General features: G+C 39.8%; 16 protein-coding genes. 7 read left to right on the forward strand and 9 right to left on the reverse strand.

Translation table 11 applies throughout. From position 1 onward, the window contains the following. Positions 1-171 precede the first annotated feature (171 nt). Both AC1M9K_RS13260 and AC1M9K_RS13265 read left to right on the forward strand, forming a co-directional pair. Positions 172-3111, forward strand: a complete 2940-nt coding sequence (locus tag AC1M9K_RS13260; protein ID WP_481589513.1) for an insulinase family protein — start codon at positions 172-174, stop codon at positions 3109-3111. Between the two features lie 73 nt (positions 3112-3184). Then, the gene (locus AC1M9K_RS13265) at positions 3185-4276 is read left to right on the forward strand and encodes a phospholipase A (RefSeq protein ID WP_481589530.1); all 1092 of its coding nucleotides are present in this window, start codon (positions 3185-3187) and stop codon (positions 4274-4276) included. Positions 4277-4315: 39 nt separating this feature from the next. Here the strand turns inward: AC1M9K_RS13265 and AC1M9K_RS13270 are convergent, their stop codons facing one another. From AC1M9K_RS13270 to AC1M9K_RS13300, 7 genes are all read right to left on the reverse strand, one after another. Further along, positions 4316-4951: a CoA transferase subunit B gene (locus tag AC1M9K_RS13270; protein ID WP_481589514.1), complete on the reverse strand. Its 636-nt coding sequence runs from the start codon at positions 4949-4951 to the stop codon at positions 4316-4318. A gap of 3 nt (positions 4952-4954) precedes the next feature. After that, positions 4955-5659, reverse strand: coding sequence for a CoA transferase subunit A (locus AC1M9K_RS13275; RefSeq protein WP_092768413.1), 705 nt, complete (start codon positions 5657-5659; stop codon positions 4955-4957). A 78-nt stretch (positions 5660-5737) separates the two neighbouring features. Continuing rightward, positions 5738-6670: a hydroxymethylglutaryl-CoA lyase gene (locus AC1M9K_RS13280; RefSeq protein WP_092768465.1), complete on the reverse strand. Its 933-nt coding sequence runs from the start codon at positions 6668-6670 to the stop codon at positions 5738-5740. Beyond that, positions 6670-8664, reverse strand: a complete 1995-nt coding sequence (locus tag AC1M9K_RS13285) for an acetyl/propionyl/methylcrotonyl-CoA carboxylase subunit alpha (protein ID WP_481589515.1) — start codon at positions 8662-8664, stop codon at positions 6670-6672. Before AC1M9K_RS13285 ends, AC1M9K_RS13280 begins: the two co-directional genes overlap by 1 nt. 13 nt (positions 8665-8677) lie before the next feature. Next, positions 8678-9478 (reverse strand): enoyl-CoA hydratase/isomerase family protein, encoded by an 801-nt coding sequence (locus tag AC1M9K_RS13290; protein WP_180028890.1) that lies wholly within the window; start codon positions 9476-9478, stop codon positions 8678-8680. A gap of 12 nt (positions 9479-9490) precedes the next feature. After that, positions 9491-11092, reverse strand: coding sequence for a carboxyl transferase domain-containing protein (locus tag AC1M9K_RS13295; RefSeq protein WP_481589516.1), 1602 nt, complete (start codon positions 11090-11092; stop codon positions 9491-9493). Between the two features lie 26 nt (positions 11093-11118). Continuing rightward, positions 11119-12291 (reverse strand): isovaleryl-CoA dehydrogenase, encoded by a 1173-nt coding sequence (locus AC1M9K_RS13300; RefSeq protein ID WP_092768404.1) that lies wholly within the window; start codon positions 12289-12291, stop codon positions 11119-11121. Positions 12292-12436: 145 nt separating this feature from the next. Here AC1M9K_RS13300 and AC1M9K_RS13305 point away from each other — a divergent pair, with 145 nt between their 5' ends. The 5 genes from AC1M9K_RS13305 to AC1M9K_RS13325 all read left to right on the forward strand — a co-directional run bounded on the left by AC1M9K_RS13305 (position 12437) and on the right by AC1M9K_RS13325 (position 18251). After that, positions 12437-13063, forward strand: coding sequence for a TetR/AcrR family transcriptional regulator (locus AC1M9K_RS13305; protein ID WP_092768402.1), 627 nt, complete (start codon positions 12437-12439; stop codon positions 13061-13063). A 102-nt stretch (positions 13064-13165) separates the two neighbouring features. Then, positions 13166-14857, forward strand: coding sequence for an AMP-binding protein (locus AC1M9K_RS13310; protein WP_481589517.1), 1692 nt, complete (start codon positions 13166-13168; stop codon positions 14855-14857). A 98-nt stretch (positions 14858-14955) separates the two neighbouring features. Beyond that, positions 14956-15630: a class I SAM-dependent methyltransferase gene (locus AC1M9K_RS13315; protein ID WP_481589518.1), complete on the forward strand. Its 675-nt coding sequence runs from the start codon at positions 14956-14958 to the stop codon at positions 15628-15630. Between the two features lie 122 nt (positions 15631-15752). Then, positions 15753-16751 carry a cysteine synthase A gene (cysK, locus tag AC1M9K_RS13320; RefSeq protein WP_481589519.1) on the forward strand — a complete coding sequence of 333 codons (999 nt, stop codon included), beginning with the start codon at positions 15753-15755 and terminating at the stop codon, positions 16749-16751. 183 nt (positions 16752-16934) lie between these two features. Then, positions 16935-18251 carry a flavin monoamine oxidase family protein gene (locus AC1M9K_RS13325; RefSeq protein WP_481589520.1) on the forward strand — a complete coding sequence of 439 codons (1317 nt, stop codon included), beginning with the start codon at positions 16935-16937 and terminating at the stop codon, positions 18249-18251. Positions 18252-18311: 60 nt separating this feature from the next. On the opposite strand, the gene AC1M9K_RS13330 is transcribed toward AC1M9K_RS13325, so the two are convergent. Together AC1M9K_RS13330 and AC1M9K_RS13335 are read right to left on the reverse strand one after the other, a co-directional pair. Further along, the gene (locus tag AC1M9K_RS13330) at positions 18312-19934 is read right to left on the reverse strand and encodes a long-chain-fatty-acid--CoA ligase (protein ID WP_092768393.1); all 1623 of its coding nucleotides are present in this window, start codon (positions 19932-19934) and stop codon (positions 18312-18314) included. Between the two features lie 113 nt (positions 19935-20047). Then, a complete protein-coding gene (locus AC1M9K_RS13335) occupies positions 20048-21403 on the reverse strand; it encodes a flavin-containing monooxygenase (protein ID WP_213032621.1) in 1356 nt (451 codons plus the stop codon). Positions 21404-21492 lie beyond the last annotated feature (89 nt).

The raw sequence follows: 21492 nt of genomic DNA on the forward strand, positions 1-21492 counted from the left end.
CCCGCATTTAATCGAAATGAATTATTTAATTCCGATATAGTTCTATTGATTTAGTTTTAATCTGACTATTTTACTCGGAAAATAGTTAGAGTTTGTTGTATAAATGATGAATTGTATTGAACTATCAGTATAATGATCTTTGTTAAAATTTATGTAAATTAAGGAGCACACATGACCGTAGATGTTACTGAAACCATTCAAAACACCGTTCATCCCGCGTTTCAGTTGGTACGTCAACATCATGTAGCCGCACTCGATATATTAGTTTCAGAATACCGTCATAAAGAAACTGACGCTGTGCATTTTCATCTAGCAACTGAACATGATGAAAATGTTTTTTTAGTTGCTTTCCGTACACAACCGATGGATTCAAAAGGCGAAGCACACATTCTTGAGCATACTGCATTATGTGGTTCTGAAAAATTTCCTGTACGTGATCCATTCTTTTTAATGATCCGTCGTTCTCTAAATACGTTTATGAACGCATTTACAGCTGCCGATTGGACAGCTTATCCATTTGCGACACAGAATAAAAAAGATTTCCAAAACTTACTTTCCGTCTATTTGGATGCTGCATTTGCAGCCAATTTAAACCCTTTGGATTTCGCTCAAGAAGGTATCCGAATTGAGTTGGAAAATGGTGAGCCTGTTTACAAGGGTGTGGTTTTTAATGAAATGAAAGGTGCAATGAGTTCGCCTTCAGATCAGTTATATCACCAACTTGCTCATCATTTATTCCCTAAAACGACTTACCACTATAATTCAGGTGGTGATCCTAAGGATATTCCTGATTTAACTTACGAAGAGTTAGTCAGTTTCTATAAGTCACATTATCATCCAAGTAACGCTATTTTCATGACTTTTGGTAATCAATCTGCCTATGAGTTACAAGAGCAGTTTGAAACTTTAGCGTTATCTAAGTTTAAGAAAGGTCAAACCTTATATTCGACACCAGAAGAGCGTCTAGAAGCACCTATTGAGGTGACAGAGACTTACGCGGTAGATGCTGAAGATTTGAAAGATAAAACCTACCATGTACTGGCATGGTTACTTCCTGAATCTAGTGATATTCAACTTCGTTTAGGCTTACGTTTGGCTGAAGGGATCTTATTGGAAGATTCTGCTTCACCATTACGTCACTATTTAGAAACGTGTGGTTATGCTCAATCTACAGGACCAATTTTAGGTCTTGATGATTCTAACTATGAAATGACATTCTACTGTGGTATTCAAGGTTCAAATCCTGAACATGCAGAAACATTCAAAAACGGTGTGTTGAATGTGCTGAACGAGGTTGCCTCGAAGCCTGTAGATCAGTCATTGGTTGATGCGATTTTGCATCAAATTGAATTACACCAACGAGAAATTGGTGGAGATGGCACGCCTTATGGTCTAAGCCTCATCCTCAATGGTTTAAGCAGTGCAATTCATCATAATGATCCAATACATGTTTGGGACGTAGATTCGACCATTGAGCAAGTGAAAGAGCAGTTGAAAGACCCGATGTGGTTGCCTAATCTGATTAAGACCCATTTGATTGATAATCCGCATCGTGTACAGATGACGCTTGTACCAGATGCGAATAAGTCGAAATTAGAGGCTGAAGCAGAAAAACAGCGTTTAGCTGATATAGGCGCACGCTTAACAGATGATGAAAAAGCGGAAATTGTACGCCAGACTGAGGCATTAAATGAAAGACAGGCAACTCCTGATAACTTAGATTTATTGCCGAAAGTTGGTTTAGACGATATTCCTGCCGAACTTCCAGTCGTTCAAGGTCAATTGAGAGAAATCATTTCTAATAACTTAGATACACCCTTGAACTTATACCATGCTGGTACTAACGGAATTTATTATCAACAAGTGATTATTCAAATTCCTGATCAAGTCGTGAAATCACCTTACTTTAACTTACTCTCCGTGCTCATGGGGGAGGTTGGTGCAGGTCAATATAATTATTTAGAATTACAGCAATTACAAACAGCGGTAAGTGGTGGTCTTGGTATGGGGGCATCTCTACGTAGTAAAGTTGATGATAAAGGTAAAATTAGCGCATTTTTAACGCTGACAACCAAATCGCTTGCCCACAAACTAGATACGATTCAATTGTTAAAACTGGCATTTGAGAAACTGCGTTTTGATGAAAAGGACCGTATTATTGAACTTTTACAACAGCGTAAGACGCGTTGGGCATCCCGTTTGTCTGGTTCTGGACATAGCTATGCCATGCAGATTGCTTCTCGTAATATGAGTGCATTGGCATTACGTGATTATAATAATACCGGCTTAGGTGCGCTTAATTGGCTGAGCGAGCTTGTGCAAAGCATTGAAACAGATGAACAAGCATATGCGAACCTCATTCAAGAGTTGCAAAATATTCACCGTTTGTTGTTACTCGCGCCTAAACAGTTCCTACTGGTCTGTGAAGAGCAACAGTCTGAACGTTTAATTGAAGAAATTCAAAATGTTTGGGATAAACTTGAAGTGAAGCGTGAGCCAGTGCATCTTGCTGAAGTTAATTTTGAACAAACGCAAAATGACGAAGCATGGCTGATTCAATCCAATGTCCAATTCTGTGCTTCTGCTTATCCAGCAGTTGAAGTTTCTCATCCGGATGCAGCACCGTTAATGGTGCTTGCGGCTTATCTACGAAATGGTTTCCTACACAGTGCAATCCGTGAAAAAGGAGGCGCTTATGGTGGTGGTGCAAGCTATGATGGCAATGCTTGTGCATTTAGATTCTATAGTTATCGTGATCCACGTTTAGCAGAAACTTTCCAAGATTTTGAAGCAAGTATTGATTGGTTATTGAATACTGAACAAAAACCACACCAACTTGAAGAGGCGATTCTGGGTCTTGTATCGAGCATGGATAAGCCAGGTTCTCCAGCAGGTGAAGCAATTACTGCATGTTATGCATTATTGCATGGACGCACGCCTCAATTCAGAAAAACTTTACGAGAGCGTTTGCTCAATGTAACGTTAGATGATCTAAAGCGTGTAGCTGAAACGTATTTAGTGAATCAAAAACCAACGAAGGCTGTTGTAGCACCAATGGCTAAAAAAGAGCAACTTGCAGAACTTGGGTTTTCAATAAAACAAGTGAATTAAAATTAAAAATGGGGCTTAGCCAATGCGAAATAGAATAAAACGTTCACCAATATGGTTGGGTGTGTCGTCGTTTATGTGTTTGCCTATACAGACAGTTTGGGCAACAGATGTGGTACCAGCGAATCCAGCGTCACCACAAGCGTGCGTTGCACTTGATTCAAATGCAGAGCGTTTAGCCTGTTATGATGCATTGTATAAAGCCCCTGAACTTGAGCAACCTGCTTATGTTTCTGAGCGTCAGGCTGCGCGTGAAATACCAGCACCGCAGGTTGAACCACAGGATTTAAAGTCTAAAATCGAACAAAAAGTTGAAAACTTGTTTTCGGTGGAAGGTCCTGTAATTACACCGAATTCATCGTTGCTTGATAAACGATGGGAATTGGCTGAAGACAGTAAATTAGGTACATGGAATATACGCGCACATCAACCTGTATATTTACTTCCTGCATTTTGGACGTCTGATAAGAACGAATTTCCATCGAGCCCAAATCCTCAAAACACCGTAGAAGATGATCAAAATTTAAAGTCTTTAGAGTCCAAGTTTCAAATTTCACTCAAAACTAAAGCTGTTGAAAACTTAATCGGGAATAATGGCGATATTTGGTTGGGTTATACCCAGTCCTCTCGTTGGCAGGTTTACAACTCTGAAGAATCACGACCATTTCGTGAAACGAATTATGAACCTGAAGCAAGTATTGTGTTTCGAACCAACTATGAATTTTTAGGTTTAAATGGTCGCTTACTCGGTTTAACGCTGAATCATCAATCAAATGGACGTTCGGATCCTTTATCACGTAGTTGGAACCGTGTGATGCTGAACTTAGGATTTGAGCGTGATAATTTCGCTATGATGATTCGACCTTGGTATCGAATCGAAGAAGATTTCAATGATGATAACAATCCTGACATTAAAAACTATATTGGTCGTGGTGATTTAACGACTTTTTACCGTTGGAATGATCATGATTTTAGTTTGATGTTAAGACATTCACTTAAGGGTGGGGATGATTCTCGAGGAGCTTTTCAATTTGATTGGGCATTTCCAATCAGTGGCAAACTTAGAGGTCATTTTCAATTATTCGATGGGTATGGTGAGAGTTTGATTGATTATAATCATCGTGCTACCTATGCGGGTATTGGCGTCTCTTTAATGAATGCTTTCTAAATAAAAAAACCACGCTTAGGCGTGGTTTTTTTAGCGATCTTATTGCGATTGAATTAGGGGAACTCCAGTCACTTTCTGTATCTCATCAAAGTTGACGTCATGAGCCAGTTCTATCAGTTTTACCCCTTGAGGCGTGATATCCAAAACCCCTAGATCTGTAATCACGCGCTGAACGACTGCTTTACCTGTAAGGGGCAGTGAACATTGCGGAACAATTTTTGGGGTGCCATCTTTGGCACAATGTTCCATCAGCACGACGACTTTTTGTACGCCAGCCACCAAATCCATTGCTCCACCCATACCTTTGACTTTTTTCCCTGGAATCATCCAATTCGCAAGATCACCTTGCTCAGAGACTTCCATAGCGCCAAGTATAGCTATATTCACGTGCCCACCACGGATCATGGCAAATGAATCAGCACTGGAAAAAAATGCAGCGCCTGCTCGCGCCGTAACAGTTTGCTTACCCGCATTAATCAGGTCAGCATCTACGGTTTCTTTTGTTGGAAATTCGCCAATTCCCAGCAAACCATTTTCAGATTGGAGCCAAACATTGATATTTTCAGGAATATAGTTCGCAACCAATGTAGGCAATCCAATCCCTAAATTGACATAAAATCCATCTTCGAGTTCCAAGGCAGCTCGTTGTGCCATTTCATTACGCGTCCATGCCATAACTTATGCCTCCGCCTTTAAGGTCATTTGTTCGATTCTTTTTTCTGGTGTAGTGTTAAGAACGATACGATTTACATAAATGCCGGGCAAATGTATCGAATCGGGATCGAGCTCACCGATCTCTACAATTTCCTCAACTTCAGCGACTGTGATTTTCCCAGCCATCGCACAAACGGGATTAAAATTTTGAGCTGTTTTCCTAAAGATTAGGTTACCTGCCTTATCTGCTTTATACGCTTTGACCAAAGCGACATCTGCAGTTAAAGAGGGTTCTAAAATATATTCTTTACCATTGAACTCACGTACTTCTTTACCTTCTGCAATCAACGTACCTACGCCTGTTTGGGTAAAAAATGCAGGAATCCCAGCTCCACCAGCACGGAGTTTTTCAGCCAAAGTGCCTTGAGGGGTTAGTTCGACTTCAAGTTCACCATTTAAGTATTGTCGCTCAAATTCTTTATTTTCTCCGACATAGGACGAGATCATTTTTTTAATTTGTTTTGTTTCGAGTAGTAATCCCAAACCAAAACCATCTACACCTGCATTGTTTGAAATACAAGTCAGCTCTTTAGCTCCTGTTTGTTTCAGGGCAGCAATCAAAGCCTCAGGAATACCACATAAGCCAAAACCGCCAACAGCTAAGGTTTGACCATCTTGAATGATATCGTTCAGTGCACTTTCAGCACTTTCATATACTTTGTTCGTCATTGAACACCTCATTGTATTTTTATTTTGTTCATCCTGAATCAGCTTTTGATCTTCATCATTTCATAATGCTGATACGTACTAAGCACATTTTTTTTGCCAATACGCATTGGCATAGTTAGATGGATTATTTCGTTGCAAAACTTGACTAATGTTACGACTCGCAAGCATCAGGGCATCTAGGTCAATGCCAGTCTCATAGCCCATATTGGACAAGAGATAAAATAAGTCTTCAGTCGATACATTACCCGAAGCACCTTTGGCATAAGGACAACCGCCAAGTCCTGCAATCGATGAGTCAAATATGCGGATGCCTTGTGTCAGTGATTGATAGATATTGGCAATTGCCATGCCGTAGGTATTGTGAAAATGGCCTGCTAAAAGTTGTGGTTCAATTCGTTCCAAACATGCATTCCAAACTTTGGAAACACGATCAGGTGTAGCTGTGCCGATGGTTTCACCCAAGGATACTTCGTAGCAACCTAGATCAATTAACTTTGCACTGACTTCAGCAACCTTAGATGGATCAATTGGACCTTCATAAGGGCAGTCGACGATACATGAAACGTATCCGCGTACTTTAATATCATGTTGTTGAGCAAACTGTAATACATCAGCAAACTTCTCAAAACTTTCCTCAATTGAACAATTTATATTCTTTTGAGTGAAGCTTTCAGAAGCAGCGGTGAAAACCGCAACTTCTTTACAGCCTACAGCTAAAGCTGACTCGAATCCCTTAAGGTTTGGTGTCAGTAAGCTGAACTGGATATCTTCATCATGTGGTAGGCTAGCATAGAGTTGATCACTTTCTGCCATTTGAGGTACCCACTTTGCAGATACACAAGAACCGACTTCGATATTCTTCAAACCAGTTTTCATCAAATCAAGAATAAGATTGCGTCTGTCTTCGAATGTTAAGGGTGTTTTTTCATTCTGAAGACCGTCACGAGGTCCAACTTCAACGATTTTCACAAAATTATCGTGATTTGGTGTGGTTTGATTGGTTGTTTTCATCATGCCGCATTCTCCTCAGCAGCTTGAAACTCAACCAGCTCATCACCAGCTTTCACTTGATCACCTTGTTGGAAATAAGCTGCGACTACGACACCATCAAATGGTGCACGTATAGCGTATTCCATTTTCATTGCTTCTAACGTTAATAACACTTCATCTTTTTTTACACGTTGATTTGCTGAAACAAATACTTGTGTCACTGCACCCGGCATTGGTGCTTTTAGATTTGAGTCAGATGAAGATTGATCATTTGTATTAAAATTAGGTTTGATGAGTTCAAATTTAAAAGTCTGCCCATTTTTAAATAGGGTGACCGCATAATTGGTTTTTTTAAAACTGATTTTCTCTTGACCGAAAGAGGTATAGATCGCCATGAGATTTTCATTGAGCAACTGACCTGAGATAGCGTAGCTTTCGCCATCAAGCTGTGCTTCGAACCCTTGTGAAGTTGAGATAAATTCAACTTGATACGTTTGTCCGAGATGTTCAAGTTTTATCGGTGTACGCGCATCAACATTACTTCTCCACAGGGGTTTTGCTTTCCAAACTGGATGGCTTGTACGCTTGGATTCATTTAACTGAGAATGCAGTTCAATAAATGCTGCTGTGACAATTGTTTCAGACGAAGAAGGAGTAGTGGTTTTAAATAGGAACTCATCTTCGCGCTGAATTAAATTAGTATCTAGGTTGGCATTTTTGAAAGAGTCACATGCCACTAAGCGATCTAAAAATGCAATATTGTTGCCTAAGCCTTCGACATGAAAGTGGCTCAAAGCATGATGCATTTGGACGAGTGCTGCTTCACGATTTTCTCCCCATACGATGAGTTTAGCAATCATTGGATCATAGAACGTTGTGATCTCATCACCTTGCACAATGCCACTATCAACACGGACACATTCATTTTGAGTCGGATAATGAAGATAATTAATTTTTCCAATTGCTGGGAGAAATCCTTTCTCTGGCTCTTCTGCATAAACACGAGCTTCAAGTGCATGGCCATGAATTTTTAATTCAGACTGTTGTTTTGGCAAAGGTTCACCATAAGCAACACGTAATTGCCATTCAACCAAATCTTGTCCTGTGATCATTTCCGTCACAGGGTGTTCAACTTGAAGGCGAGTGTTCATTTCCATGAAGTAAGCTGTACCATCTTGCTCAACAATGAACTCAACCGTTCCAGCACCGACATAGTCTACTGCTCGGGCAGCATTAATCGCAGCTTCACGCATCGCTTCGAGTTTAACTTCGGCCATTTTAGGGGCTGGGGCTTCCTCTAGGACTTTTTGGTGACGGCGCTGCACAGAGCAATCACGTTCAAAGAGGTGAACATAATTGCCATGTTTGTCACCAAAAACTTGCACTTCAATATGACGAGGATTGACAACATAACGTTCAATTAGAACGTCATCATTGCCAAAGCTTGATTTCGCTTCACTTTTGCATGAGTTCAGTGCAGGAAGAAAGTCTTCAGCACGCTCAACTAAGCGCATGCCTTTACCACCACCACCTGCACTGGCTTTAATCAGTACAGGATAGCCAATCTGATCAGCTTGTTGTTTTAAGAAATCTGCATCTTGATTGCTACCATGATACCCGGGGGTGAGAGGTACACCTGCTTTTTCCATCAATGCTTTAGATGTTGCCTTTAAACCCATGGCTAAGATGGCAGCCACTGGAGGTCCTATAAAGGTGATGTTGTTTTTTTCACAAGCTTCCGCAAATTGATCATTTTCAGATAGGAAACCGTAACCTGGATGGATGGCTTCAGCCCCTGTTTTAAGTGCAGCTTGAATAATACGATCTGCTTGTAAATAACTTTGTGCAGCAGGGGATTCACCAATATAAATAGCTTCATCCGCTAATTTGACATGCTGCGCTTGGGTATCTGCATCTGAGTAAACTGCAACCGTTGCGATACCTAATTTTTGTGCACTACGAATCACACGACATGCAATTTCGCCACGGTTTGCAATGAGAATTTTTTTAAACATATAGAATCCCTTTTTATTGTTCTGCCGTTGCTTGAATCCATGCTGGGCTTTGTTTATTTAAAAAAGCAGTTAAGCCATTTTTGGCTTCATCACCTTGACGTACGTGCGCAATGTGTTGAGCGGTTTGAATCAGTAAATCTTCTGTGACTTCTTGATGATCAACTAAACGAATCAAAGACTTTGATGCAGCTTGAGCTTCAGGACCACCAAGCAAAATTGCATCAATGATTTCTGATACGGTAGCATCCAACTGTTCTGGCTGACAAACTTCATGGACGAGACCAATATGCTTTGCTTGCTCTGCAGAAATACGTTCAGCCGTGAGAAAGTATCGAGATGCTTGACGAGCACCGATGGCACGGATCACGTATGGACTAATCGTTGAAGGTGCTAAACCTAATCTCACTTCTGAAGTGGCAAACTTAGCATCAGTGGTAGCCACACAAATATCGCATGCTGAAGCAAGCCCCATACCGCCGCCAAATGCAATACCATGGACACGTGCGATAGTCGGTTGTTTCAGCGTGGCTAAACTTTGTAACATTTTGGCAAGTTTCAAAGCATCTTCTTCATTTTCCACTTTTGATGCTTGACCTGCTTGCTTCATCCAATTAAGGTCCGCGCCTGCTGAAAAGCTTTTACCACGACCTGCCAAAACGACAACACGAACGTTATCATCAGCATTTAATGTTGTGAAACAGTGATTCAGCTCTTCTATCACTTGTGTATTGAATGCATTGTGTAATTCAGCACGATTAATCCATACGGTCGCAACTTGGCGTTCAATTTCAAGCTGTAAAAATTCATAACTCATCTCATTTTCTCCTTACATGCGGAACACGCCGAACTGAGTTGGTTCAATTGGTGCATTCAATGCAGCAGCCAAACTCAGACCTAAGACATGACGTGATTCTGCTGGATCAATCACACCGTCATCCCACAACCGTGCAGATGCATAATAAGGGTGTCCTTGCTTTTCAAATTGATCACGATAAGGTTGTTTGAATTGATCTTCTTCTTCAGCTGACCAAGTTTCACCACGTTGCTCAATTTGATCACGCTTAATCGTGGAGAGAACACTAGCAGCTTGTTCACCGCCCATCACGGAAATACGTGAATTCGGCCAAGTCCATAAGAAGCGAGGAGAATATGCTCGACCGCACATTCCATAGTTGCCTGCACCAAAAGAACCACCGACCACCAAGGTGATTTTAGGAACATTTGCGGTCGCTACTGCCATGACCAATTTGGCTCCATTTTTGGCAATACCTTCATTTTCATATTGGCGACCGACCATGAAGCCTGTGATGTTTTGGATAAAGAGCAGTGGAATATTGCGTTGCGTACATAATTCGATGAAATGCGCGCCTTTCTGTGCAGACTCTGAAAATAAAATTCCGTTATTGGCAATGATTCCGACCTTCATGCCGTAGATAGATGCAAAACCTGTAATTAAGGTTGTACCAAAACGAGCTTTAAACTCATCAAGTCTTGAACCATCCACGATACGTGCAATCACTTCACGGATGTCAAAGGGCTTGCGTGAGTCACTCGGAATGACACCATAGAGTTCCTCAGCACTATAAAGTGGTTCTTCAATTTCTGTCTTAAATGCTTTCGGTTCGATATTTAGGTTTTGAACAATATTGCGTGCAATTTGAATCGCATGTTCATCACTTTCTGCAAGATGATCTGCGACACCAGATAAACGGGTATGAACATCGCCACCACCAAGGTCTTCAGCAGTCACCACTTCACCTGTTGCAGCTTTTACCAAAGGTGGACCACCGAGGAAAATCGTACCTTGATTGCGGACAATAATTGTTTCATCGGACATGGCAGGGACATATGCGCCACCCGCAGTACAACTCCCCATAACCACGGCTATTTGTGCAATACCTTTACTCGACATGCGTGCTTGGTTGTAAAAAATTCGTCCAAAATGATCGCGATCAGGGAATACTTCATCCTGCATTGGCAGAAATGCACCGCCTGAGTCGACCATATAAATACAAGGAAGATGATTTTGTTCAGCAATTTCTTGCGCACGTAAATGTTTTTTTACAGTTAAAGGATAATATGTCCCCCCTTTAACCGTTGCATCATTGGCAACGATCATGCAAGTCACACCATGCACTTGACCAATACCTGCAACCACACCTGCAGCTGGAACATCGTCAGCATAAACTTGATAAGCAGCGAGTTGACCAATTTCAAGAAAGGCAGTTCCTGCATCAATGAGTTGATCGATCCGCTCACGCGGTAATAATTTGCCACGTGCTAAATGTTTCTGACGTGCTTTTTCTCCACCGCCTAAGGCAATGGTGTGAGCTTGTTTTTTTAAGTCTGCGACCAATTCAAACATCGCAGCTTGATTGATTTTAAACTCTTCACTACGTGGATTGATTTTGCTTTTAATTTCGTTCATCAATGACTTCCTTGTATTAACTTGAATTATTTGGTTTCGTTGAATAACTCACGACCAATTAACATGCGTCGAATTTCAGAAGTTCCTGCACCAATTTCATAAAGTTTGGCATCACGCCATAATCGACCTGTGCTGTAATCATTGATATAACCATTGCCCCCAAGGGTTTGAATTGCTTCACCAGCCATCCAGGTTGCTTTTTCAGCAGAGTAGAGAATGGCACTTGCTGCATCTTTACGTAAACCACGATCATGATCAGCTTTATCACATGCTGCACCCACGGCATAAACCAAAGCCTTGCTTGCCAACCATGTAGAATACATATCCGCAATTTTGCCTTGCATGAGTTGGAATTCACCTAAACATTGACCGAATTGCTTACGTTCATGAATGTATGGGATGACCACATCTAAACATGCATCCATAATGCCTAGTGGTCCACCACTGAGAACTGCACGTTCGTAATCCAATCCACTCATGAGCACTTTTGTACCGTTACCCACACCACCCATCACGTTTTCTTTAGGCACTTTGACATTGTCAAAGAACAGGGGATAAGTATTTGAACCACGCATTCCGAGTTTGTCTAAGTGACTCCCATGACTAAAGCCTTCCATGCCTTTTTCAATAATGAAAGCAGTCATGCCTTTGGCACCAGCATTGATGTCAGTTTTGGCGTAAACCACCAGCACGTCAGCATCTCCACCATTGGTAATCCACATTTTTGAGCCATTAAGTACAAAGTGATCACCATGATCTTCAGCACGTAATTTCATACTAACGACATCTGAACCCGCATTCGGTTCAGACATTGCCAAAGCACCGACATATTCGCCAGAAATTAATTTAGGAAGATATTTTTGTTTTTGTTCTTCGCTACCATTACGGTTAATTTGATTCACACAAAGATTTGAATGTGCCCCGTATGAAAGTCCAATGGAAGCAGATGCTCGTGAAATTTCCTGCATGACAATGATATGAGCCAAATAACCCAGATTGACACCACCGTATTCTTCACTCACGGTAAGTCCAAGTAACCCCATATCACCAAATTTTTTCCATAAGTGAGCTGGAAATAAGTTGTCTTGATCAACTTGTTGAGCAATAGGTGCGATTTCCTTTGCACAGAATGCAGCTACAGAATCACGTAAAGCGATTAGTGTTTCGTCTAGTCCAAAGTCGATACTCTGTAAATTCATTTTCATTCATCCTAAAATTTAATTTTTATTTCCAGTGAAGCATTTTGTCCTTGCTTGAGAAATACAATACAGTTATTTTTTAAAAAAGTGAATATAGATTCAGAAAATGATTTATAATTCATTTTAGTTGATTGGGTGAACAATTATGAGTTATAAAAGATCCACTTTGATGCAAGAGCGTATGGAGCAAAATCGTCAATCGATACTGCAATCCGCGCGCGAACTTATTGCGGGTGGTGGTTTTAAAGATGCACAAGTGCAAGCGATTGCAGATAAATCTGGTGTCTCGAGTGGTTTGGTCTATCGCTATTTTGAGAACAAAAATCAGATTTTGATTGAAGTGCTTTCACAGGCCATCAAAGGTGAGGTCGATATTCTGAATCAGATTGCAAAAAATGATTGGACTTCGACTGAGAAGTTGACAAAGGCCGTCACTGCTTTCGTAAAACGTGCTCTGAATAGCCCTCAACTTGCATATTCACTCATGTTTGAGCCCGTAGACCCAACGATTGAGCATGAACGTTTTAGAAGTAAGCAATTGATAAAACAATCCATTAAGGAGATTCTTGCCGAAGGAAAGGTCAATGGTGAGTTCGAATTTGAAGATTTAAATACAGCTGCATTATGCGTGGTTGGTGCGATGACATTCGTTGTGATTGAACCTTTAAATCCATCCCGTAATGTGATGTTTGATGACGGTTATAAAGGTTATTTCGTTAAGCAAATTGCAGACTTTTGTGTCAATGCAGTTAAGGCAAAGGAGGAAAATTAATTTAATTCACACAAAAGGATGTCATGTTTAAACGAGTAATCGCGTAATTAATAACGAAATATTGGATTGATATAAGAAAATAGAATCAAGGAGTATGATTCAATGACGCAATTACGACTCAGTTATGCCTATGGCACCAGTGAGCAACCCTTATTGGGTATGACCATAGGCCATAAATTTGATCAAGCATGCCTACAATATGCCGATCAGGATGCTGTGGTCAGTGTGCATCAAAATGTACGTTTGACCTATCAGCAGTTACAAGAGAAAGTAAATGCTTTTGCATGTAGTTTATTAAAAATCGGTTTAGAAAAGGGAGATCGTCTAGCGATTTGGTCCCCTAATTGTGTGGAATGGACGATCGCACAATTTGCAGCCTTCAAGGCTGGAATTATTTTGGTCAACTTAAATCCTGCGTATAAAAGCTACGAGCTAGAATACGTACTCAATCGAGTATCTTGCAAAGGATTGATCATTGCATCGACCTTTAAGACGACCAATTATCAAGAAATTTTGACGCAAATTGCACCAGAAATTTTGCATACGACCAATGGCGTTTTAAATGCTGAAAAATTACCGCATTTAAAGTATTTGATCAAAATAGATGATCAACAACATACTGGGTTTTATCGCTTTAGTGATTTATTGGCTGAACCGACTTCAGAGCAGTTAGATCAACTTAATGAGATAGCATCTGGTCTTCAATTCGATGAAACCATCAATATCCAGTTTACCTCCGGAACGACAGGTAGCCCCAAAGGGACCATGCTGACACACAATAATATTCTGAATAACGGGTATTTTGTGGGAGAGGCAATCAAACTGACTTCTCAAGATCGAGTTTGTATTTCTGTACCGTTATTTCATTGCTTTGGTATGGTGATGGGTAATCTCGCCTGTATTACACATGGATCAACCATGATCTATCCATCAGCTGTATTTAATCCTCTTGATAGTCTTAAAGCGATTGAACAAGAGAAATGTACTGCGGCATATGGTGTGCCTACCATGTTTATTGCCATGCTTGATCATGAGCAATTTGACGAATTTGATTTGACCACATTACGTACAGGCATCATGGCTGGCAGTCCATGTCCAAAAGAAATCATGAAGCGCGTCATTGAGCGTATGCATATGCGAGATATCACGATTTGTTATGGCATGACTGAAACAGCGCCAGTAAGCGCACAAAGTTCGATCACAGATTCGCTAGAACAACGAGTGAGCACTGTTGGTCGAGTTCATCCACATATCGAAATTAAAATAGTCGATGAACACGGTAAAGTAGTGCCTCGTGGCAAACTCGGAGAGTTGTGTGTACGAGGATACTCAGTCATGCTGGGCTATTGGGATGAAGAAGAAAAAACCCGAGAAGTCGTAGATGTCGCAAAATGGATGCATACCGGTGATATCGCTGAAATGGATGATGAAGGCTTTATCAAAATCAAAGGTCGCATTAAAGATGTTGTGATTCGGGGAGGTGAGAATTTATTCCCTAAAGAGATTGAAGACTTCTTATATAAACATCCTGCTGTTAGCGATGTTCAAGTCATTGGGCTTCCTGACCCGAAATATGGCGAAGAGTTATGTGCTTGTATTATTTTGCATGAAGGACATGACTGTTCTGAACAAGTGATCAAAGATTACTGCAAAGCCAATATCTCACATAATAAAGTGCCACGATATGTACATTTTCTTAAAGAGTTCCCAATGACTGCTTCTGGTAAGGCTCAGAAGTTTAAACTCCAAGAATATATGCGTGAGCAACTCAATATTTTTGATGAGAGTGCTTAATCGTCATTGAGTGATATTTTTAACTTTAAGCAGAAAATAACAAAGCCGAACTTAGTTCACTAAGTTCGGCTTAATTTTAAAAATAGTCGAAGAGTGATATGGCAAAGAATTTTGATCACCCAAAAATCGTAGAAAACTATGATGAACATATCAGGCAGCTCATACCAGGATATGAACTGATGCATCTACATATATTAGCGCTGCTTGAAACTCATCTCAAAGAAGAGGCTAAAATTGCCATTGTCGGGTGTGGAACTGGATTTGAACTGAATTATTTATTAGATCATTTTCCAAAGGCGGAGTTTGTTGTGTTTGATCCATCGGCAGCGATGCTTGAAAAAACAAAACAGATCGTTCAGTTTAAGCAGCAAATGCACCGAGTCATAATTCTGCAAGGTGACACGACGGTGCTCCAGAAATATTCTGAAAATTTTGATGCAGTATTGAGTATTTTGGTTTTTCATTTTGTTTCACATGCATACAAAAAGAGTTTTTTAGGTGATATTTACCATGCTTTGAAACAAGATGGTGTGGTTCTGAGTTTCGATCTGATGCAATTCGAAGAACCAAATGATCAGTTAGTATTAAAAAATTTGGTGACAAAAATAGGATTAAGTGAAAAACAAAGTCAGGTCATGTTGGAAAGAATACATGATGACTTTAATTTAATGACGGTGAAGGAGATGAAGAATCTATACCTTCAGGCTGGTTATCAAAATTTAAGAACTTTTTGTCAAATGTCTAATTTTTATGGATTAAAAGCAGTAAAGTGATAATTTCATATTTAGAATAACTTATTCATTTTATCTTATATGAAAATCGTACAAATGGTTATATATCTAAAATGAAAAAGGATTATGATAAAAGTATTGTTTTATGAATATAAGGATTGTTCATGACCACAGAGACTCAATTTCCACAAACTTCTAATCGTGGAATCGCGGTATACAGTAATAACGCTGAAGCGATTGGTAATACACCGCTTATTCGCATTAATCGTGTAATACAGGGTGGGGCTACAGTTCTTGCTAAAGTGGAAGCACGTAACCCAGCATTTTCAGTAAAATGCCGTGTTGGTGCAGCTTTGATTGCAGATGCAGAACAACGTGGTGTGCTTAAAGCAGGCATGCATATTGTTGAACCGACGAGTGGTAATACTGGAATTGCGCTAGCTTTTGTTGCTGCTGCTAAAGGTTATGACATCACACTGACTATGCCTGCAAGTATGAGTATCGAGCGCCGTAAAGTACTCAAAGCATTGGGTGCTCATTTAGTATTAACCGATCCTGCTAAAGGGATGAATGGTGCTGTTCAAGAAGCAGAACGTTTAGTTGCTGAGAACCCTAAGCTTTATTATTTACCTCAGCAATTTGAAAACCCAGCAAATCCTGCCATTCATGAAACTACAACTGGACCTGAAATTTTTGAAGCAACGGGTGGTAAGGTTGATATTTTAGTGGCTGGTGTAGGTACGGGAGGTACGATCTCTGGTATTTCGCGTTATTTTGAGAAAGTTAAAAATCAAGCCCTTTACTCAGTTGCAGTTGAACCAGCAGACTCACCAATTATTGGACAAGCGAAGCGTGGCGAAACACTGACTCCGGGACCACATAAAATCCAAGGCATTGGTGCAAACTTTATTCCTAAGAACCTAGATTTAGATTTGGTGGATGAAGTTATCGCGATTGAAAATCACACTGCAATTGATTTTGCTCGTCAATCTGCAATCAAAGAAGGGATTTTTGTGGGGATTTCAAGTGGTGCAGCATTAGCGGCCGCTCATGAACTTGCTCAACGTCCTGAAAATGCAGGTAAAACCATAGTGGTGATTTTACCTGATGCTGGAGAGCGCTATTTATCTTCAGTTTTATTTGAAGATATCTCAGCAGATTAATGAGAAAATCAAAGCATTCTAAAAAAACGGTCTTCATGGCCGTTTTTTTTGTGATTTATTCGATTAAAACAATTTTTAACTCTTCTTAAGTTACCAATCATTTTAAATTTATTACATCACACGACTATTTTCACAGTTTTGAACGCGATATCTTTAAGCGAATTTTTTCTAATAAAAAAATGAATGAACGACTTTAATCATCCTATTTATATTATCGGCGCTGGTGTTGCAGGATTAAGTTGTGCTCAGCATTTAAAATCAGCAGGATTTAATGTTGTTGTTTTAGAAGCACGTGATCGTTTAGGTGGGAGAATACATACACAAAACATTGATGGTCATTGTTTTGACCTTGGTGCATCATGGATACATGGTATTGATAATAATCCGATATGGAAAATTGCAGAGTCCAATCGGATCAATACTCAAGTTTTTAATTATGATCAAGTGGATTATTTTCTTGCCAATGGTCAGCCATTTACCGAACAAGAGAGCTTAGAATTTGAAAAATGCCTTCGTGATGTTCAGAAGGTTTTTCAAAATACATCAATAGAGCAGGATATCTCCGCTTTTGAGCAACTTGAGAATGTTTTAGGAACGATACGTTTTCAACTTCATTATTTTGATCGAGACGTCATCACACAAAAAATTAATCAGTATTACTCAAGGCTTGCCAATGATCCTTTTGCGACTGATTTAGAGCAATTAGCCCATAATTTTATGGATTTTGAAGGCTACTTCTCAGGCGATGAAGTGATATTTCCAAAAGGTTATGAACAGATTGTTAAAGTTCTGGCTACTGATTTAGAGATTCATACGAATGCAGATATTATTGAAATCGATCATGACTCTCATCAAGTGCAGATAAAAACAGCATGTGGACAGCTTTACATAGGTTCTCAAGTTGTGGTGACAGTTCCACTCGGTATTTTAAAGCAAGATAAAATTAAGTTTGAGCCGCCTTTGCCTAGTGGATTAGTCCGATCGATTCAAAAGCTGGGTTTTGGATCTTTCAATAAAATATTTATACAATTTTCAAAAGCTCTAGAATTTAATGGGAATGCACTTAAATACAATACGGCATTTTTTTGGGATGAGCGTGAGCTGTATAGTATTTTAGATTTTAGTCGTTTATATAATAAACCGACTTATCTCCTTCTCGTGGGAGGTACAAATTCAGAATGGGTTGATCAAGCAACAGATCAACAGGTGCATGAATATATCAAGAAAATATTGAAGATTTGCATGCAATCCAATGAAATTCAGAACATCACGATTACCCGCTGGGGGAGTGATCCATTGAGTTTAGGTTCATTTAGTTTTCCAAAAGTCGGACATACTAAAGATGATGTAGAGATCTTTAAAAAAGAGCATCCAGCGCAAGTATATTTTGCAGGTGAACATTGTCATACCGATTATGCAGGCACTGTGCATGGTGCATATCTGTCAGGTCGTGATACTGCTAATTTAATTATTCGTAATGGCTCAAATATAAAGCTGTAACTGATGTACAGTTACAGCTTTATTTAGTTAGTATGAGTGAGTTGAGAAATTAACCTGAACTCACATTAATACATGTCCATATTCTTCGCGTAGTTTTCTTTTTAGCATTTTTCCAGTGCCGCTAAGCGGTATGGCATCGACAAAAATCACTTTATCTGGAGTTTGCCATTTAGCAATTTTATCAGCATAGTAATCAATGAGTTGTTGTTCAGTGATTTGGCTATTAGGATGTTTAACGGCGATTAAGACAGGTCTTTCATCCCACTTTGGATGTTGTGCTGCGATGACCGCAGCCATCGCAATTTCTGGGTGACCCATTGCGATATTTTCAAGCTCTACAGAAGAGATCCATTCTCCACCAGATTTAATCAAGTCTTTGGCACGATCACTAATATGCAGATAGCCATCAGCATCTATAGACGCAATATCTCCAGTATCAAACCATCCATCACTGGTGAGTGGTGAGTCGGACTGACCAAAGTATTTGTCAACAATCCAATGTCCTTTGATTTGTAAATTACCAATAGTCTCACCATCATGTGGAACAAGATCGGTTCCTCTTTCTTCAGACACTAAACGAATCCTGACTCCAAACGGTGGGCGACCTTGGGAAAGACGTAGTTTTGCTTGTTGATCCTGAGAAAGTTGTTTATGTTTAGCTTTGAATTGATTGGCAGTGCCAAGTGGACTAGCTTCAGTCATCCCCCATGCATGAATGGTTTCACAATCATATACATCACGGAATGTGGCTAACATGCTTGGTGGGCAAGCCGAGCCACCAATCACATTACGTTTTAAAGAGGTCAGTGAACTGTTCATTGCTTTTGCAGCGACCAACAAGCTTTGCCAAATGGTAGGAACACCAAGTGCAACAGTCACTTCATATTGATCAATGAGTTTAACTAGACTCTCACCATCAAGACCCGGCCCAGGTAATATAATTGAAGCACCTACCATCGCTGCGGCATAAGGTGTTCCCCATGCATGAACGTGAAACATCGGAACTACAGGTAAAATAATGTCTTTGGCTGACAGATTGAGTGAGTCAGGTAAGCTGGCCGCTAAACTGTGAAGAACAGTTGAGCGATGAGAATAGAGAGCACCTTTAGGATTGCCTGTTGTTCCAGAGGTATAACATAGTGAACTAGCAGTGGTTTCATCAAATTCAGGCCATGTATATTCTGCAGTTTGACCCGCAATTAAATCATCGTAGAACAAGACTTCGGGTAAGGCTTGACGAATCTTTTCATCAGGTGCATCTAAGCAGATGAAATGTTGCACCAGTGGAATATGTGCTTTTATTCCTGTAATCAAAGGTAGGAATGTTTTATCAAAAATAATTGCTTTATCTTGTGCATCATTAATAATGAAAATCAGTTGTTCTGGAAATAATCTTGGGTTAATGGTGTGACAGATTAAACCACTACCAGAAATAGCATACCAAGCCTCTAAATGACGATGATTGTTCCAAGCTAATGTTGCAATACAATCGCCGTGAATGAGTTTAAGTTCATTTAATGCCTTCGCACCACGTTTAGCATTATCCGATACATCGCCCCAATTGGTTTCGTAAAGTGAGCCATCGGTGTTTTTTGAAACGATCAGGGTGTCTTTATGAAATTCAGCAGCATGTTCTAGTAAACTGCTGATTAATAAAGGTTGAAACATCATACGTCCGTGCATGCAAAGCTCCTGCTATTGATCATTTAAGTTGTTATTTTGAGTTGATTATACTTATGTAAGGTGAGTGCTCAAGATTAACGTAACACTCACTGATGACCTAGAAATACACTAAATTAAGCAGTCAGTAAAGAACCAACTAATTTACGGATTGAAACCAAAGGTTTACGCTCTGGAATGATGACACCAGCAGTTTTAAGGTCAGATACGAGCTCTGCACGGAAGTCATTATAGTCAACTTCTGCTGCATGACGTTGACCGCCTTCAAAGTTGTAATGCGGATGATCTAACTCATGCTGAATCGCTTTTTTCATATCAGCTGGACGTTTATATTTTCCTAAAATTTCCTGACATGCCAAATTGGCTTGATGATCTGAAATTGGCCAAATACAACCTAATGGTTGGAATAAACCAATGAAATAAAGATTGTCATGTTCTGCATGCATCATTTTACGGTAAAGCGGTAATTTTTCAGCATGTTGGAAATCTATAAAATCTTTATCGAAGAAAGGGAAGACGGTCCAGAAACCAGTACAACAACAAATAATATCAAACTCTTGTTGAGTACCATCGACGAATTCTACAATTTTACCATTGAGACGCTTGATCGCTGGTTTTGGTTTGATTTTACCGTGACGCACATAGTCAATGAAGTCAGAGTTCGCCGTTGGATGTTGTGTCAGCATCGGTTTGTCATTTACAGGCAAGCCAAAATCTGCGTAATTTCCGCTGAATGCTTTTACCAATTTGGTCAGAATTTTTTGGCGCATTTTGGGCGGAAGTTTTTCCATTGACTTGACGAGTATGTCTGCGGGATGTCCAAACATAAATTTTGGAACAAACCATTGTGGACTGCGCATCGATATATACACATCTTTTGAGACACGTGCTGATTCTACGGCAACATCACAGCCTGAATTACCTGCACCAATGACTAAAATTTTCTTTCCACGCCAGTCGTCATTTACACCTTTAAAATCATGTGAATGCATCCACTTGCCAGTAAATTCACCTTCATACTCAGGGTATTTCGGTTTCCAGTGATGACCATTTGCAACCATTAAATAGTCATATATTTTCTGTTGTTCTTTACCTTGATCATCGGTGTAATCCACCACCCATTTTTTATTTTCATTTTTATGAATATGGTGAATCGTGTGATGAAATTTAATCTTGTCATATACACCAAAATGTTTGGCATAATTTTCAAAATACTGCTGCAAATGATCATGTCGTGGATAATCAGGGTAACTGTCTGGCATTGGATAATCTTCATATTCAGACATTGTACGCGAGCTAATAATGTGTGTATTCTCATAGACTGAAGAATGACCAGTTTTAGAATTAAACACCCAATTCCCACCAACTTTGTCATTCTTCTCGAAGATATCGTATGCAATACCATTTTGTTGACAATTTTTAGCAGCCGTAATTCCTGACGGACCTGCACCAATGATACAGACTGTGTTCATATTCATATCCTTGAATGATGTTCTTTTTATTCATAACCAACTATAGTTGGTTTTATGACTATAATCGATTTATTTTTAAACAGCAAGAC

It is taken from the genome of Acinetobacter sp. 24-47-67, from assembly GCF_056779735.1.

Excerpts from the sequence above, each read along its gene's own strand:
- AC1M9K_RS13260 (WP_481589513.1), top strand. The coding sequence starts at position 172 with ATGACCGTAGATGTTACTGAAACCATTCAAAACACCGTTCATCCCGCG.
- AC1M9K_RS13305 (WP_092768402.1), top strand. The coding sequence starts at position 12,437 with ATGAGTTATAAAAGATCCACTTTGATGCAAGAGCGTATGGAGCAAAAT.
- AC1M9K_RS13265 (WP_481589530.1), top strand. The coding sequence starts at position 3,185 with ATGTGTTTGCCTATACAGACAGTTTGGGCAACAGATGTGGTACCAGCG.
- AC1M9K_RS13330 (WP_092768393.1), bottom strand. The coding sequence starts at position 19,934 with ATGCACGGACGTATGATGTTTCAACCTTTATTAATCAGCAGTTTACTA.
- AC1M9K_RS13280 (WP_092768465.1), bottom strand. The coding sequence starts at position 6,670 with ATGAAAACAACCAATCAAACCACACCAAATCACGATAATTTTGTGAAA.
- AC1M9K_RS13315 (WP_481589518.1), top strand. The coding sequence starts at position 14,956 with ATGGCAAAGAATTTTGATCACCCAAAAATCGTAGAAAACTATGATGAA.
- AC1M9K_RS13300 (WP_092768404.1), bottom strand. The coding sequence starts at position 12,291 with ATGAATTTACAGAGTATCGACTTTGGACTAGACGAAACACTAATCGCT.
- AC1M9K_RS13325 (WP_481589520.1), top strand. The coding sequence starts at position 16,935 with ATGAACGACTTTAATCATCCTATTTATATTATCGGCGCTGGTGTTGCA.
- AC1M9K_RS13310 (WP_481589517.1), top strand. The coding sequence starts at position 13,166 with ATGACGCAATTACGACTCAGTTATGCCTATGGCACCAGTGAGCAACCC.
- AC1M9K_RS13290 (WP_180028890.1), bottom strand. The coding sequence starts at position 9,478 with ATGAGTTATGAATTTTTACAGCTTGAAATTGAACGCCAAGTTGCGACC.
- AC1M9K_RS13295 (WP_481589516.1), bottom strand. The coding sequence starts at position 11,092 with ATGAACGAAATTAAAAGCAAAATCAATCCACGTAGTGAAGAGTTTAAA.
- AC1M9K_RS13270 (WP_481589514.1), bottom strand. The coding sequence starts at position 4,951 with ATGGCATGGACGCGTAATGAAATGGCACAACGAGCTGCCTTGGAACTC.
- AC1M9K_RS13285 (WP_481589515.1), bottom strand. The coding sequence starts at position 8,664 with ATGTTTAAAAAAATTCTCATTGCAAACCGTGGCGAAATTGCATGTCGT.
- AC1M9K_RS13335 (WP_213032621.1), bottom strand. The coding sequence starts at position 21,403 with ATGAACACAGTCTGTATCATTGGTGCAGGTCCGTCAGGAATTACGGCT.
- cysK (WP_481589519.1), top strand. The coding sequence starts at position 15,753 with ATGACCACAGAGACTCAATTTCCACAAACTTCTAATCGTGGAATCGCG.
- AC1M9K_RS13275 (WP_092768413.1), bottom strand. The coding sequence starts at position 5,659 with ATGACGAACAAAGTATATGAAAGTGCTGAAAGTGCACTGAACGATATC.